Origin of the sequence: Stieleria sp. JC731 (assembly GCF_020966635.1) — a bacterium.
Classification (GTDB): Bacteria; Planctomycetota; Planctomycetia; order Pirellulales; family Pirellulaceae; genus Stieleria.
Genome location: NZ_JAJKFQ010000005.1, coordinates 1,463,916 through 1,480,762, shown reverse-complemented (window position 1 = coordinate 1,480,762; position 16,847 = coordinate 1,463,916). Strand labels below are relative to the sequence as shown.

Below are 16,847 nucleotides of genomic sequence, written 5' to 3'. Positions count from 1 at the left end.
ACAGCTTTTGACCGCTCGTGATTCAGGAGAGACTTCGAACATCACTTTTTTGCGGCATTTGACTCGCAAAGTGCGACGGCACACGCTTTGCTTTGTCGAAACGGCAGGGTCAACTGGAACGCACTTTCGGGCAGACCGTGCGCTCAGGTTCATCACCCCAAGCCGCTTTGGGAAACAGAGAACGTTTCCTCGACGATCACCTTAACTCAAGAATGGATTCTCTGATGCGTATTCGCAATTTTCCCTTCGTCGCAATGATTGCAATGCTGACGGTTGCATTCCACTTTGCGATGGGGCAAGTCGGAAATGCCCAGGTGCAGGAGGGACGGACAGCCTCAAAGCACTCTGAAGATGCTTCAGAAGCGAGCTATCAACCTGGCGATGTGCAAACACAAGTCAGCCGAGTCTACGTGTTTGTTGATAAAACAGGTCTTGGACATCAACACGGTGTCGAAGCCAAGTTAAAGTCAAGCACTCTGGTACTTGGAGCCACCGAGCAAGCCGGAAAGCTGGTGTTCGACATGAAGTCATTTGACGCCGACACACCTGCGGCGAGAAAGTTTGTCGGGCTGACTGGAACCACTGATGCCGGCACAAGATCCGCGGTCAACGAGAACATGAAAGGGGCCGACATTCTTAATGTTGAGCGTTATCCGACTGCAACATTCGAGTTAAGTGCCGCAACGGCTACCGGAAAGAACAGCAAAAAGGGTCTGCCGATCTATCGTCTTGAAGGAAAGTTCACTTTGCACGGCACGACCCGTCCGCTGACGATTCTAGCCGAAGCCGAGCAAACGCGTGGTTGGCTACACGTCCAAGGAAGTTTCAAAATCAAACAGACCGACTATGGGATCACACCGTTTTCGAAAGCCTTTGGTGCGATCGGTGTTGCGAATGAATTACGGATCTACGGTAACCTATTCGTTGCCCCGACGGCAAGTATTTCCATGTCGGAGATTCCAGCTCGTCAATAGATTGACAGCTTCACCGTAGCCCATGTCGCTATTTCGTTCAGTGCATCGCCAAGCAGCGGTGCGTACCAGATTTCTCACGACTTCATGATCGCCGTCGATACCGTCAAAAAAGCTTCCATACGAAGCCACTATCAGCTCGGAACCTTATTTTACCGATTGTTGTGGGGACCACACATCCATCATGGCCTCTGGCATGCGGACGAGGCTCCCAGCGTTGCGCAATGCCAACTGACCGATGCGTTGGCCGATCTCGCCGAAATTTCCCCAGGGCAAAAAATCGTCGATATAGGTTGTGGCATGGGAGGATCGTCCATTCGTTTGGCAAAGCGACGTGGCATCCATGCGACAGGCGTGACCCTCAGTCCTATTCAGGCCCATTGGGCAACGGTTTCTTCACGACTTCAACGTATCAACTCATCGACGCAGTTCATCGCGCACGATGCAGAAACAGTTGTGTTCCCAGAAAGCTCATTCGATCTCGTCTGGAGTGTTGAATGCACCGAACACCTGTTCGATAAGCCTGCCTTCTTTGCCAATGCCGCCAAATGGCTACGCCCCGGTGGGCGGATTGCGATCTGTGTCTGGTTCGAAGGTGAAGACACCAGTCGATCGGATCATCATCAGCAATGCGTCGAAGTCTGTGAGCGTTTTGTTTGCCCTTCACTTGCAACCCGAAAAGACTACGCGGGATGGATGGAAGACCAAGGGCTGACGATCCGGCACAATGTCGAGTGGACACAACACGTCACCAAGACTTGGGAAATTTGCAAACAACGCGTTAGCCGGACAGGAGTACGGCACCTTGCGAAAGTGCTCGATCGGAAACAGGTCGATTTCATCGACGGTTTCGATGCACTATTAAACGCTTATCGATCCGGTGCGATGCAGTACGGTGCGATTGTCGCGCAGAAACCGATGTCATTGTAAAATCGAATCGAATGTCTTCTATCCACAATGCTACCCAACTAGGAAAACGGCATGGACGCCACTGTCAACTTGAAGACGGTTGAAACCGGTTCAGCCAAACTCTATCGAGCGATCGGAATCACCTATGGCTTCGGAAATCAGCTGCTGTTTTTGGTGACAGTCTGGTACTTGTTCTGGTTCCTGCGAGATGGTGCGACAAGTCAATCGCATCAGCACTGGATCATTCGCGACTGTTCGCTAGCGCTATTTTTCGCATTTTCGCACAGTGTCATGCTGGTACCGCGAACTCGCAAGTATTTGACGCATTGGATTCCGAACGCCTTTTACGACAGCACCTTTTGTGTCGTCACTTGCGTGAGCTTATTACTGCTTTTCTTTGGTTGGCGAAGCAGCGAAATGGTTTTGTGGGAGGTCGATGGATTTGCTCTGCAAGCGATTCGAGCTTGCTTTTACTTATCATGGGCCGCACTATTCTATTCCTTGGCTTTAACAGGACTCGGATATCAAAACGGTTGGACGCCGTTTTACTTTTGGCTTCGACGACAAAAGTCTCCGCGACGTGTCTTCAAGCCACGTGGTGCCTACAAACTGATCCGGCATCCAGTCTATTTGAGCTTCCTTGGACTTGTCTGGTTCACACCAAAGATGACGCTAGACCACGCCGCTTTGACGGCAATCTGGACAGGCTACATTTTTTACGGCAGCTTTTTGAAAGATCGTCGCTTGGAACGCTTTATCGGTGAACCGTATCGACAATACGAACGCGAAGTTCCCGGGTACCCATTGGTAGCGTTCGGTCCACTGGCTAAACGGATCGAACAGTCAAGCGAAGGGGAATCGTGTCGAGCAACGGTATGAAAGACGATCGCCGTGCGGTAGCACGTTTTCGATTGCTGCTTATTTACTTGCTGCTACTTGCGCCGTGGATCGCCAAAGGAGCGATGATGACGCTGCAGCCGGAACCAAACTCGCCTTTGGACTGGGTTGATGGTACGTTTGCAGCGCGAGCCAGCTATGACCAATTCTCGGACGACTTTGGTGCGGGCGATGTTATCGTCATCAGTTGGCCCGGTTGTACGCTCGACAATCCAAGTCTCGATCGATTTACCAAATCGCTTCGCAAAGCGCCTGCATTTCAGGATTCAGGCCAGTGGGTCTTCCACTCTGTAATTTCGGGACGTGAAGTCTTTCAACGACTGACTTCACCACCACTTTCCATCCCTGTCGACGAAGCCAAGAGGCGTCTGAGTTCATCACTTTTAGGCCCGGATGGCAAAACCACCGCGGTTGTCATCGGTTTCAATAAAACCGGCTTGCGAAAGCGTGGTGATCTAGTTCCCCTGATTCGTGCCGCGGCCGTGCGATATGGATCTGCCAAGTATCAAGATTTGCATTTGGCAGGACCAATCATTGATGGTTATGAAGTCGATTTAGCCAGCCAGGCAACGATGAGTCGATTTGCCCCGTTGTCGTCTCTTGTCGTCTTCTGCGTCTGTATCCTCTGCTTGAACTCGCTCCATGTAGCGATACTTGTTTTTGGAGTCGCGTCGCTCTGCCAGGCAATCTCACTTGCAATCCTGCACTATGCCGGCGGTACGATGACCGCTTTGCTGATTGTCTTGCCACCGCTGATTCAGGTATTGGCAATCGCCGGGGGAATCCACCTTGTCAATTACTACATCGACTGTCAAAGCAATGCAAACAATGCACCCCCGAACGATGACGAGCGCGACGTCGTTTCAAGAAAGGCCGTTTTCCAAGCGTTACGGATCGGTTGGTTGCCTTGCATCCTATCAAGCGGAACCACCGCGATCGGTCTCGGCTCTCTCGCAGTAAGCGGTCTTATTGCGGTGCGAGAATTCGGAGTTTTTTCAGCAATTGGCGTAGTATTGACGGCAGTGCTAATACTTTCCCTGCTTCCAGGATTGATCTACTGGAAGACGCCGAAATACCAAGCGACGCCTCGTCAAATGCCATCGAAAGCCTGGGATACGCTGATGGCTTTGCAAAGCAAAGGAGCCACTTGGATCAGTTTGATTGGAATCACGCTAATGATTGGGCTCGGATATGGTGTCGCGCAACTAAAAGCGTCGGTTCGGATTGAAACCCTGTTCGGTGACGAGTCTCGACTAATTCGCGACTACACCTGGATTGAAGCGAACGTTGGGCCACTTGTTCCGATCGAGGTCATCGTACGATTTGATAGTCACACGCGTCCAAACGCAGAAAGCCGACTGGCGATGCTAAGCAAAATCGAGGAATGCCTTGCAAATGAAACTCAGGTCGTTTCGGTAACCTCTTGTCAAGCTTTCATGCCATCGTCTCCCGTACCAATTGTGGGCGACTACGCAGAACAGTACTTTGATGGCGCCAAACAATCAGCCCAGCAATTTGGATACTTCGTCACCGATAGCGAGTCCGACCGTTTTCGAATCTCGGCCAACTTGAGTGCGTTTGGCAATCAGGACTACGGACTGATTTTGCAAGACCTGCATGCTCGATTGAACGATGTGGTGGCCGCTGATTCTTCGATGGAAATAAAGCTATCCGGCTTGATGCCTTTGGTTCATGAAATCCAACGTCAGTTGCTTCACGATCTCTTCGCTAGCTTTATCACCGCATTTGCATTGATCGCCGTGGTAATGACGATTGTCCAAGCTGGACTTTTCGCCGGGCTGACGGCGATGATCCCCAATGTGTTTCCATCACTTGCGCTATTCGGTTATCTTGGTTGGCTCGGTCATCCAATTGATATCGGATCGATCATGACGGCGAGCGTTGCGATGGGAATCGCAGTCGATGACACGTTGCACTTTCTGAATTTCTATGACCGACGGATCGATGCAGGGGACACGCGACATGAAGCCGTCTACTCGGCGTATCGACACTGCGGTCGTGCAATGATTCAGACCACGCTGATCTGTGGAAGCGGACTCGCTATTTTTGCTTTGAGCAACTTCATGCCCACTGCCAGATTTGCATGGATGATGGTGCTGTTACTCGCGGCGGCATTGGTTGGTGATCTGCTGCTGTTACCAGCCCTACTCATAATTCGCCGCGACAAAGCGTTGACAAAATCCTGATGCCAACCTGTTATCAATCGATGCTATCGCGCGTTTCAGCATCGCGAGACTTCACGGGAAAAGATTTCGCTTCAGTCCCATGCGTTCCAGTCGGACTCCGCATCTTCTCGCCAGATACCTTGTTCCAAATCTAGTTTCAGCACCGGTTCGAGAGAATCGTCTTCGCCAATCAGAGTCGCTAGCGGAACGACACGGATATCCGCTGGATCAACTTCGGGGCCAGCACCACTAAACATCTCCCACTGGTCCTTTTCCCAGCGAGTTACTTCCGTAATCGGATATCCAAGCAAAGCATCAACATTGGTCACGGCTTTGCTTTCTGCAGCGACATCATACGGCCATGGCTCTGTCAGCCACCGCCAACCGCCACACGCTTCAGGATCGTATGCTTCTGTCATATCCGGAACGTCCAACGTCATCTTGTCTTGTTCAGGCATCACCTGGAACGCCAGAATTTCTTCGTTGGAATAGTAGTCAATCGCACCCGCCAACAGTTTCTTACTCCAAGTAGTCTCCACTTCGTGAAAAGTAAAAACACCTTGGGATTTCAGCTTGATTTCGAAGTCGCCGTCGAGCGTGAACTGTTGAGCAAGTTCCTGCACGATTTGAACGAGCTGCTCAGGCGAATAGAACCCACACCCGGCAAGGACGATTTCCGCACCGATCCTTTCGGTCAAGCCAATCGTGTAAAAGAAACCCGGCGTCGAATTGGGAAGGAGTTGGTAGAGGTGAAATCCGGATTCCTGAATGTTCTTTCGGATTCTCTCAATCGCAAGGTCTCGCTCGTTCATCGATGTCGCACTTCCAAAGTAAAGAAGCCAGTAGGTTGCTCGCTGAAACCGCATGAGCCTGAAAACTTGAAACCATCGCCCGTGTCATAAAGCCATCGAGCGAGTAGGTCAGCGTTGACCAATCAATGATCCGTTTGTTGATATTTCTAGTCAGATTCAGCAGTGGGAAATTGTAGCTTGATTTGCGCGCAGAGTTCGGCTGCCTGCTCGGGTGATTGGACTTCCTGACACAATTCACGCAGCTCTTTCCAACGATTCGCTTGGGCCAGCAATTTAGCCATTTCGAAAAGCCTCTCCTCAGGTGATCGCAGTTTCCTAGCTTTCTGAAGAGCAAAGTCAAAGTTCCCTAAATCAGCTTCAAGATCAATGGCCATCCCTTTTGCATCCTTTCGCCATTGAGCCCTTGTTTCGGCTGAGGCATCATCCAATGCGGATTGGATCAACTCGGCAGCAGCCTCTGGGCCATCCATCTTCCCGACGACTCGTGCAAGTAGTGTGTATACCAACGAAGTGGACCAACCGAATTCGTAGACGGGCCAATCCTGGCATTCCTTTTGGACGCGTCGAAGCAATCGTCTCGCACGAGTCTGCTCGTCAACATCAACAAGGAATTCGATCGCATCACATACCCCTCGAACCGGGAAATGTATGTTTGGATTGTCCATTGTCGCCAATAGTTCCAATTCTTCTTTTGCCCTTCGCTCGGCGCATCGAACGGCTTCGGAATGCAGCCCTAATTTGGACAACTGAGTGTACGATATCGCGTCGTCGCGATCCTCCTTACTCATCTTTCGCAAAACGCGTCGGACGGCGTCCTTGTCTTTCAGCTTTTGGTACAAATCCAAAATCGTCTGGTAGCGAATCGAACGAAAGAACTCGTCTTCAGTCGCCTTCGCGACTGTTTCGAGTAACTCCAACTGCTTCCGAGCCTTCGCAAATTTCCGGTCGTTGATAAACGCCTTCGCGAGTCGCTGTGCTCGATTCCCCGCTGCATCCAACGACTCTTGCTCATCTTCGATCAGTGCAGGGTCAATGAGTCCGTATTTCACCCGAAATCGATGAACCGTATTGACGTGAAAATTACGATCACGCTTCCGTGATTGCGAGTCATCGAGCCGAACTATCTTGCTCAACCATTTTTCTGCGGCCTCAATGTCACCGCTATCCAACTCGACTTCGGCAGCGAGTTCCATCATCGATACCGTATTAAGACAGGAACGATTGGGAAGCCGTTTTAGAAATCGGCGAACATATCTCAAGGCCTCTTCCCGCCGACCTAGTTCGCTGAGCCTTTGGATAGGAATTGAGGACTTAGACACTGCTTTATCCGAGTCTTCGATCGCCTCACACTTTTCAAGCCAGCAAATCAACCATCGACGGACATCGCCATTACGTGGCCATTTCGATTTCCAATCGGGCATAGCCGTTTTAGATTTCCCGGCTGCCCGATTTTGGCCTGTACGACGACCGGAAGATTTCATTTGTGTTCCAAAGTAGTGCGATCAAACCCGCATACCGAATACGGTATGCCCAGCGAATAGATCTGCAAGCAAGAACGATTTGAAATGGTCAATAACGGAACTTCAAAGCAACCGACAACAGGTTGACTTCACCAGGAAATCGCTGCCACATCTGTAAGACTCGCGGCTTTTCGCAGTATACCTAGTGCTTCGATTCATATGAAAATACGGGTTCGGGTCATCAGCCGAGGAGCGTTGGCCCCGGTTATTGCACTGAAACCGTGGCTAACGCCATACGGCTAATCCTAAAATCGACTTGGAACGAAGCACTAGTAGGAACTGACAATTGAAATCACTTCACCAAACAACTTTCGCAACATTGTAAATCGTTACGCGAAAGAGGAGAACGATCTATGAAAAAGAACACGCTCGGCAATTCGGGATTCTCAATCGCGCCACTTGCACTCGGCGCAAATGTGTTCGGCTGGACAATCGACGAGAATGCTTCCTTCAAAATTCTTGATGCTTTCGTCGATTACGGCTTCGATTTTATCGACACTGCAAACATGTATTCCACATGGGTAGAAGGAAACCAAGGTGGCGAATCCGAAACGATCATCGGCAACTGGCTTTCTAAAAGCGGAAAGCGAGACAATGTCGTCTTGGCCACCAAAGTGGGCATGGAAATGGGTGACGGATCAAAAGGTCTTAAGAAAGATTACATCTTGAAGTCAGTCGAAGACTCGTTGCGGCGGTTGCAAACCGACCACATTGATCTGTATCAGTCACACCAGGACGATAAAGACACGCCATTCGAAGAGACCCTCTCGGCGTATGATGAGTTGATCAAAGCCGGAAAAGTTCGTGCGATTGGCGCATCGAATTACACGGCCGATCGATTGGCCGAGGCCATAAAGGTCAGCAAAGATGCGAATTTACCAACCTACATCTCGCTGCAACCGGAGTACAACCTGTACGATCGAGCTGGCTTTGAAAATGAACTCGAACCGCTGTGTCTTTCCGAAGGCCTTGGAGTGATTAGTTACTATTCACTTGCGAGTGGATTTTTGACCGGGAAGTATCGATCCGAATCGGACCTCGGCAAAAGTGCTCGCGGCGGAGGCATCGGTGAAAAGTATCTAAACGATCGTGGCCTGACAATTCTGTCTGCACTTGACGAAGTCGCCGCCGCTCACGAAACAGTCCCCGTTGTGATCTCTTTAGCATGGTTGATGCAACGACCAAGTATCACCGCGCCGATTGCCAGCGCGACGAGTGTCGAGCAACTTTCGCAGCTCGTCAAAGCCGCCGAGATCCAACTGACAGACAGCCAAGTCGATCAACTGAACTCCGCAAGCGAAGCTGCTCAGTCCGCAATGTAACGATCGTCGGTTGCCGTCCAAACAAGCTCAGCCGCTGATTTCGTCGCTGACTGAAATGTCAGCGGAACTCAGCGCTGAGCATTGGAACAGTGCAAAAACTACCCAGCCAATGATTTGCCGATCTACCCTGCCAATCGGCCTCTGGGAACACTACGACTTCGATCGCACCGCTCGAATCTTCGTCCCTTCTTTCAAATCGTCGCCAGGCCGTATGATCAACGTTTCATCGCCGGTCAGCCCAGAGCTTAATTCCAACGACGATCCACGATCTCGTAGCACAGTGACTTCCCTGTAGCGAACGGTATCTCCGTCCCCTAGCAGCGCAACCTTCGTTCCTTGGCTCCTCGTTATTAGAGCCCCTGACGGAATTAACACTCGCGGCGCCTGTTGGACAATAAATTCCGTTTCAATGTACATTCCCGGTAGCAGCGTTCGAGCTTCGTTGGGAATCTCAATTTCGACGCGAAGCGTTCTCGCTTCCGGAGCAATGGACTGCGTCGTTCGACTAATTTTAGCCACGATCTCTTCGGATTGACTATCAGGACGCCGAACGAGGACAGTGTCTCCAATTGCAAGCGTTGTGGCGTATTGTTGCGGCACATCGACAACAACACGCAGTCGCTTGAGTTCCGAAACTCGGTAAAGCCCTGGCGTTTGCTCTGGTGCATCGTCGGTAATTAAAGCACCGACATCGTACGATCTCGCAGTAATCACTCCATCGAAGGGAGCTTGAATCTGCTGAAATTCGATCTCTTGATCTAGACGCTCGACTTCGGCTCGTTTGGCTTCGATTGTAGCTACCGCCATTTCCTTAGCAGCCAACGAAACTTTGTATTCGGCTTCACGTTGATCGACCGTTTCTTGCGATGTCGCGTTACTTTGGACGAGCCGCCGTTCACGAACCAATCGAAGTTTTGCCAACTCTAGTTCAGCATTGATCCGTTGCAGTTCAGCTTCGGCTTGCGAAACGGCCGCACTGGCCGCGTTCAATTCCGCTTTTACTTCTGGAGCTTCGATGACAGCCAGCAGCTGTCCTTTGCTAACGTCATCCCCAATGTCGACGCGTTGATCCTTCAAATATCCGTCGGCTCGCGCGTAGAGCCACGTCTGTTGGTTGGCGATCGTGCTACCTGGCAAGCTAAACCGATGAAATGCATCGGTTAGCTCAACGTCGGTGACCGTGACAAGAGGCGGCTGATTCAGAGCCTGCGACGCTATCTCGTCGGCCTGACGTTTCCGTGTTAACTTCGGCGCCGCGCCAACGGTCAGCAGCCCTCCCAAGGCAATCAAAATGCCCAGCAGGGCCAGCCAACCTCGGGCGAAGTGTTTTTTTGCATTGCGGAATGTGGTCATCGTTGCAGCCTTTTCTGGTACTGTGATTGTTAGGGTGTGCTCGCGTTCAGACGCGACCGATTTCGATGCGGAGACACTATGCGGCGACGGTTGAGCTTCGCTTTAGAAGCCGAAACAGCAGAGGCACGAATACCAGCGTATAGACCGTCGCCAGTAACAAACCGCCGATCACAGCGCGTCCAAGCGGCGCGTTTTGCTCACCGCCTTCTCCGCTGCCAATTGCCATCGGTAGCATTCCGACAATCATGGCAAGAGCCGTCATCACAACCGGCCGCAGCCTTGTCTGACCAGCTAGCTGAGCTGCCTCAAATGAATCGCCCGCTTCGTGCAGCTTTGCATTCGCAAAACTAACGACAAGAATGCTGTTTGCCGTCGACACACCGATGCACATGATGGTCCCCATCAACGCAGGAACGCTGATCGTCGTATCGGTTACAAACAAACTCCAGACGATCCCTGCTAAACAGCCAGGAAGCGCCCCGAGGATGATCAGTGGATCAAGCCATGACTGAAAGTTGACGACCATCAGCAGATAGACCAGAAGAATCGCAAAGCAGAGACCTAGACTCAGCCCTTGGAATGATTCTTCCATACTTTCGATCTGCCCACGTAGCGCCAGTCGACTTCCGCGAGGAAGCTCGTCTTCGGTTTGATCAATTAGTTCATGCAGTTCGGATGCGACCCCCGCAAGGTCCCTGCGATCAACCGATCCGCTGATTTCATACACCGGTTGCACGTTGTAGTGACTAATGACCGATTCCGTTTCACTTCTTTGCAAACGTGCAACGTTGGTCAATAGCTGCGTTTGATCAGAGTCCTGACCGAATAGCGGAGTCTGCAGAAGCGATTCAACATCGTCAATCTTTCGCTGTGGCGTTTGGACCGCGACACGATAGTTGACTCGGTTTTCTGGACTGACCCAGAAGTTTGGCGAGATCTGCACGCTCGAAGCTAAGGAGACGAGCAAACTATCGGCTATCTGGCGTTGGTTCAGATCCAATTCCGACGCCAAAGCCCGATCGACGTTGATCTTTAACTCTGGCGCATCGGTAATCTGCCGCAATCGAACATCCACCATTCCCGGAATGGCTTTCATTCGCCTTAGCAAATCTTTCGCGACTTGAAAATTCTCCTCACGTCTAGTCCCGACAACTTGAAGATTGACCGCGGCAGGTTTGCCAAAGGTCAAAATCTGACCGACGATATCAGCCGGCATAAAATAGAATGTGCACTCGGGAAATCGTTGCGCAAGCTCATCTCGGAGGCGACGAACGTAGCTATTGGTCGGTGCATGCGTTTCGCTTAGAGAGACCAAAATCTCGCCATCAGAAACGCTGACGGTGTCATTATCGATATATGCAATGGTTGTGAAGAACGGTGGTAATCCAAAGTTATCCAGTACCAGATCAAGTTCCTCGTCAGGGACGACTTCGCGTATGACGTCTTCGACCTGTCCGAATATCACTTCGGTTTCCTCAATCCGCGTCCCTGCGGGTGCTCGAACGTGCAGCCGAAATTGCCCCGAATCGACCTGAGGAAAAAAGTCGCGACCGACAAAAGGAACCAGCGACAACGATCCGGCGATGATGCCAACCAAGACGAAAGTTGAACGCCTGGGCTTCTTCAAAATGGATGAAAGGATAGATCCATAGAACTCTGTGGCACGGTCGAAACGTTCCTCGAACCATGCGTGCCAGCGAGTGAAAACCTTCCAGCGGGAATTCGACGTCTGACCTTGTTTTTGCATCATCAGAAGCATCAGAGTCGGAACCAACGTTCGCGACAGTAGGTAGCTGGTACCGAGTGCAAATACAACCGCCATCGCGAATGGCACAAAAAGGTACGAAGCCGGGCCATCCAAAAACGCGACGGGAATAAATACGATGCAGATCGAAAGCGTCGACACAATCGCCGGCTGCGCGATTTCTCGAGCGCCGTCCAAGATCGCTTTGCGTATCGGAATCTTGTCATGCAGGTGACGGTGGACATTTTCGATTTCGACCGTCGCATCATCGACCAAAATCCCCACTGCGAGTGCCAATCCGCCCAGGGTCATAATATTGATGGTCTCCCCTAGCATCCACAGCATCGATAAAGAAGCGAGAATGGATAGGGGAATCGAAACGACAACGATCAAGGTGCTACGAAGCGAGCCCAGGAAGACAAAGATCATCAGCGCTGTCAGGCCTGCGGCAATGGCGGCTTCATGAAGCACGCCCTCAATCGCCGACTCGACAAAAACTGATTGATCAAACAACAGATCCATCTGTAGCGAATCGGGAAGCTGAGCTTGGATACGTGGCAGAGCTTCTCGTATTCCCCGAACCACTTCGATGGTCGATGCGCCTTCGCCCCGAAGTACAGTCATCAGGACCGCCCGCTTTCCATCGCGACGGACGACGTTTGTCTGAACCTGAAAGCCGCTTCGTACATTCGCGACGTCGCCTAAAAAAACCCGTGAACCGTTCTTGGTCTCCAGCGGGATCTTTTCAAACGTCTCGATCAATTCGGGGCTGCTGTTTAGCCGAACGTTAAACTCGGTTTCGGCAATTTTCGCCGCCCCCGCGGGGATGATCAAGTTTTGTGCGTTCACCGCTTCGCTAACGTCAGCGGGCGAGAGACCGCGAGCGTATAACGCATCCAATTGCAGATCGATCATGATCTGCTTGGGTTTCCCTCCATAGGGCTGGGGCACCCGAGCCCCGGGGATGGAACCGAAACGCTGGATGATGAAGTTTGCGGCATAGTCCGACAGTTCTTTCTCGGTCAACGTCTCGCTGCTAACTGCAATTTGAACAATCGGTACGCTCGTGGCGCTATACCGCACAATAAACGGTGGGTTGATCCCCGGCGGCATGTTCTTCAGGACCGTCTGGCAAGTCGCACCGACTTGCGCGATAGCGGTCCCAATATCGGCGTTCGGACGAAAGAAAATTCGGATCACACCGACACCGTTTAATGACTGACTCTCAATATGCTCGATGTCATTGACCGATGCCGATAGAACTCGTTCATTGTTGAGGACGATTCGCCGTTCAATGTCAGACGCAGGCATCCCTTGATAGGACCAAACGACAGTCACAACCGGCAAATCGACCTCGGGGAAAATGTCCGATGGCATTTTCCAAATGCTGACACAACCGAAAACGAAAATCAGAATCGCCGCTACGAGAAACGTGTAGGTTCGACGTAGTGCGAGTTCAACAATCCACATAAATTGGTCATCTTCGTTGTAATGTTACGTACAAAATGCGGTCGGCCGGACCGAAAACACCTGGAACCACATCCGTCCCGCCCCTTGCATTATCGATAATCGATAGTTAGAGTCAATCGAAAGTTTCCACGATGCCACAGAAAAAATCACAGCCGATCGTTCGTGAACGTATTTGCGATGCGATACGCGAAGCGCTTACCGAAAGGATCTTGAACCGCTCCTACAAACCAGGAGACAAGATCACGGAGCTTGCCATTGCTGAAGAATTCGGGACCAGTCAAGCGCCGGTCCGTGAAGCACTTAGGGAGCTTGAGGCAAGTGGACTTGTCTGCACGGAGCGATATCGAGGGACCCGTGTTCGCGAAGTCAGCCCCCGTGAATCGGCCGAAGCCTACCGCGTGCGTGCATGCCTAGAAGCCCTGGCGGCGAGAACCGCTTTGCCCGAGTTAGCCGAACAATTGCCAACATTAAGAAAGTGTGTCCAACGAATGGAGTCCGCCGCCAAAGGGAAGCGAACTGCAGTTCAGGCACAACAGAACCATGAATTTCACCGAATCATCGTTGAATCGTCCGGTAACACAGTCTTGCTTCGCACTTGGGAATCCCTTGCATTCGAAGCGCGAACGCATTCACGGCTGAAGCAAAAGCAAACGGATCCGCTAGATGACGCGCAATCCCATCACGCGATCATTTCGGCAATTGAAAACGGCGATTCGAACGAACTCGCAATCCTGTTGGAGCAGCATTCGAATCGATTTGCCAGTCTTATTGAGGACGATCAGGCCAGCGAAGAACAGGAATAGCTAAATGCTCGGCTTGTATCCATGTTGGGATGCGACATGGCACACTCGCAAGTAAATTCGTTCCTGTGACGGACGCCTCAAAATCGAGATTCGATACCAGCATTTAGCTTTGATCGCAGGGGAAACAAGCCCTTCGCGACTCAATACAGACCTATCTCACGAAGACCTGTGTTTCTCTGTGGCAAAGCTTAACACCAAACGAATAGGGTGGCACGATTCTGCCCCAGATCGATGGTCTTCACCTGGACCTTGGTAATGTCTTGACCGATTCGAGCCCGCAAGTCGTCGATCAGAGCTTGCCGATGTTCGCTACCCAGCAGCTGGATTTTGTCGTACTCGACAGTGTATTTCTTTGCCTTGCATTCTGCACCGGCAGCTTTCTTTGCCGGCTTTTCACATGGAGCATCGGGACCTGGGAATCGCCCAACCAGCCATTCCTTTAACATTGTTGCGGCAAAGATCAGCGTGTTGACCAGAGCGATTTCCGCGTAGCTAGTCTTCTTGTTCGACAGCGAGTTGATAACCGCGATTCCGATGACAATAAACAGATACGTCATCTCCTTGGTTCCGATCGCATCGGTCCGATAACGCAGTACACCGAAAATCGCGAACAGCCCAAGCGCCATCCCGATATCAATCTCTAGCTTCTTCAGCGTGAAGCAAATAAAGAACACGGTCACGTTCAACATCACCGCAGTGAACGCGAAGCTTCGCTCACGCTGATTTGGGTAGATCCCAAATGCGACCACCAGACTCAGGAAAGTCAAATCGATCGCGAATCGCACCAAGAGCTTGATGATGTCATCGTCGTACAGTGGGATTTCCAAGAATTCCATAGATCGTGCCCAGGGGAATTCCCTGGGCGCTCCAATGATTCGTTCAAAGGGACGGAAGCAAGAAAACAAACACGCGGCGAAGTCTGTGATTACTTGATTACACGAAGCAAGTAATCACGCCGACCGTCGGCAAACGCTTTCAAGTTCATCGCTCCGTGACCACGATGCTCCGTTGCCTGCTTTTCGTCGGTGTTGTTTTTCGCAGAGGTGGCTGCAACAAATGCTTCATACGAACCGAGCTTTCGCGTATCGGTTTCCACGTGCGGCCCAATGATGTCCACGCATTTTGAAACGAGGGAACCAAGATTCTTCCAATCCAAGTCTTCTTCGGCAATGGTTTTCACGTTCCGCAAATACTGCTCGCGATACTTCGGGACCGCCAGCACTTTACTTCGCAATGGTTTACGAAGATCGTCCAGGCCAATAAGCGGATCGAGTTCGATGGGTGACGACGAGCCAGATTGGCCTGCTGACGGTCCGCGTGGTGCACCACCTTGGGAGCCTCGTTCTGAAGGGCCAAAACCGCGATCCGCGCGACCACTGCGATCAAATGGCCGCCCGTCGGCATCATTCGATTCGAAAGGTGGCCTTCCGGCGAACCTTGGTCGTCCGCCTTGCATCCCCGCTCCGCCTCGCATACCTGGCCCACCCGGCATTCCCGGTCCGCCTGCACCGCGAAACGCTTCGTTCATATCATGCGGAATGAAATGAAACTTATCTTTACCATCCAAATAGATGCTGTAGTCGCTGGCACGAATCCAATACCCATCGCTATTGATCAACGCGTTGTCAATCGCCAGGAACCAAAGCAGACCGTCCACATCGCAGATTTTTTCGAGCTTTGCGGGTAACTGTTCTGTTGATGTTTCGTCGAGCACACGACACAGGTCAATTAACTTTGCAAGGGACTTCTTCCCACCCGATTTCTGCTCGTAGGGATGCTGATAACTGCTGGGATCGTCGCCACGGTAGTCCAACCCTCCGCCTCCGGCAGGTGAACCACTAACTTTCCAACGTGCCCCTTTGTCGCTTGAATAATTCTCGCGCAGAAAGTCTTTGTTGAACTGTTGAACGTTGGTGTAGACGCCCCAGTTTTCGCCATTGATCACGACCCGAACGAAGTTCGCCTTCGGTGCCGCGATGTACTTGTTGGCAATTTGCGAATACAGAACGGTGCTTAGCATCGAATCGTCACTGCTGGAGTTGAGCAGATTCAATGTCTTGTAGCCCAGCAGCCGTTGGTCTTCGTCAACCATATCGATTGATAGATTGAACGATCGTTTGTAGCCGGTCGGAACCATTCCGTAGGATGACATGCCACGAAAGTGAATCCCAACGCCTTCGAACGTTTTGCCATCGACGGTCAGCATCGCAGGTACATCGACGTCCGTGCCGTGAAAGTCTTCGAGTTCGGATTCCCAGTCGGCATTTTCGAAATCGATAAACAGAGTTCGGAAGGTTGATAAGTCATAGAGGCCACCGGTCTGTGGCTGCACTGAATCTTTTGCGACCTGAACCCCTTCAGTGGCTTCAGGTCTACCACCGAAGGGTCCACCAGGTCCTGCCCCTCGTCTTCCGAATCCGCCCGGGCCAAACCCACCAGGCCCCGGATGACGCTCGCGACCTTCGGTATCTGGAGGACCGAAACCCTGAGGTGGGCCGAAATTCTGTCCGCCTGGTTCGGCGCCAGGTGGAGGACCAAAACCAGGTCCCGGAAAGCCTCCCCTTGCTCCGGGAGGACCGCCGGGAGGTCCACCAAAACCTCGACGCTCAGGCGGATTGTCTTTCAACCATTCACGGGCTTCCTTTCGCTCAGACTGATTCAACCAGCCGCTTTCGTCAGTATCAAACTGATCAAGAATCTCGCGATCTCCGCCCCCCATACCCGGTGGTTGCGCAGAGACAAATGTTGTGCCAAGACCTAGAAAAGCAGTCAAACAGCAAAAACGGATCAGCATCGGCGAGGTCAACTTCAAAAGAGTAATACAGAGTAGCCTTCCTCTTTTGTTGCCCCGCTCTCACCA

The 16,847-nt window shown here is 51.7% G+C and carries 12 protein-coding genes; 6 read left to right on the top strand and 6 right to left on the bottom strand.

The genetic code is table 11. The annotated features are described in order from the left end of the window. The first annotated feature begins 224 nt into the window (after positions 1-224). From LOC67_RS16290 to LOC67_RS16275, 4 genes are all read left to right on the top strand, one after another. The gene (locus tag LOC67_RS16290) at positions 225-974 is read left to right on the top strand and encodes a YceI family protein (RefSeq protein WP_230263670.1); all 750 of its coding nucleotides are present in this window, start codon (positions 225-227) and stop codon (positions 972-974) included. An 84-nt stretch (positions 975-1,058) separates the two neighbouring features. Next, a complete protein-coding gene (locus tag LOC67_RS16285; protein WP_230263669.1) occupies positions 1,059-1,901 on the top strand; it encodes a class I SAM-dependent methyltransferase in 843 nt (280 codons plus the stop codon). Between the two features lie 51 nt (positions 1,902-1,952). Further along, positions 1,953-2,759 carry a methyltransferase family protein gene (locus tag LOC67_RS16280; RefSeq protein WP_230263668.1) on the top strand — a complete coding sequence of 269 codons (807 nt, stop codon included), beginning with the start codon at positions 1,953-1,955 and terminating at the stop codon, positions 2,757-2,759. Continuing rightward, entirely contained in the window at positions 2,756-4,984 is a 2,229-nt protein-coding gene (locus LOC67_RS16275) for an efflux RND transporter permease subunit (protein WP_230263667.1), read from the top strand. The genes LOC67_RS16280 and LOC67_RS16275 overlap by 4 nt, the downstream gene beginning before the upstream one ends. Before the next feature lie 71 nt (positions 4,985-5,055). Here the strand turns inward: LOC67_RS16275 and LOC67_RS16270 are convergent, their stop codons facing one another. Both LOC67_RS16270 and LOC67_RS16265 read right to left on the bottom strand, forming a co-directional pair. Beyond that, on the bottom strand, positions 5,056-5,829 hold the full coding sequence (locus LOC67_RS16270) for a DUF4262 domain-containing protein (protein WP_230263666.1): 774 nt from the start codon (positions 5,827-5,829) through the stop codon (positions 5,056-5,058). 92 nt (positions 5,830-5,921) lie between these two features. Then, positions 5,922-7,094 carry a hypothetical protein gene (locus LOC67_RS16265; RefSeq protein ID WP_230263665.1) on the bottom strand — a complete coding sequence of 391 codons (1,173 nt, stop codon included), beginning with the start codon at positions 7,092-7,094 and terminating at the stop codon, positions 5,922-5,924. Between the two features lie 554 nt (positions 7,095-7,648). Between LOC67_RS16265 and LOC67_RS16260 the strand changes: the two genes are divergently transcribed. Then, complete coding sequence (locus LOC67_RS16260) at positions 7,649-8,617, top strand: aldo/keto reductase (RefSeq protein WP_230263664.1); 969 nt, start codon at positions 7,649-7,651, stop codon at positions 8,615-8,617. Between the two features lie 150 nt (positions 8,618-8,767). Here LOC67_RS16260 and LOC67_RS16255 read toward each other — a convergent pair whose 3' ends face one another. Beyond that, positions 8,768-9,970, bottom strand: coding sequence for an efflux RND transporter periplasmic adaptor subunit (locus tag LOC67_RS16255; RefSeq protein ID WP_230263663.1), 1,203 nt, complete (start codon positions 9,968-9,970; stop codon positions 8,768-8,770). 76 nt (positions 9,971-10,046) lie between these two features. Beyond that, positions 10,047-13,184, bottom strand: coding sequence for an efflux RND transporter permease subunit (locus tag LOC67_RS16250; protein WP_230263662.1), 3,138 nt, complete (start codon positions 13,182-13,184; stop codon positions 10,047-10,049). A gap of 131 nt (positions 13,185-13,315) precedes the next feature. Here LOC67_RS16250 and LOC67_RS16245 point away from each other — a divergent pair, with 131 nt between their 5' ends. Then, a complete protein-coding gene (locus LOC67_RS16245; RefSeq protein ID WP_230263661.1) occupies positions 13,316-13,987 on the top strand; it encodes a GntR family transcriptional regulator in 672 nt (223 codons plus the stop codon). 188 nt (positions 13,988-14,175) lie between these two features. On the opposite strand, the gene LOC67_RS16240 is transcribed toward LOC67_RS16245, so the two are convergent. Continuing rightward, positions 14,176-14,823: a DUF4956 domain-containing protein gene (locus tag LOC67_RS16240; RefSeq protein WP_230263660.1), complete on the bottom strand. Its 648-nt coding sequence runs from the start codon at positions 14,821-14,823 to the stop codon at positions 14,176-14,178. Positions 14,824-14,912: 89 nt separating this feature from the next. Further along, positions 14,913-16,760, bottom strand: coding sequence for a CotH kinase family protein (locus tag LOC67_RS16235; protein ID WP_410001138.1), 1,848 nt, complete (start codon positions 16,758-16,760; stop codon positions 14,913-14,915). Between the last annotated feature and the right edge of the window lie 87 nt (positions 16,761-16,847).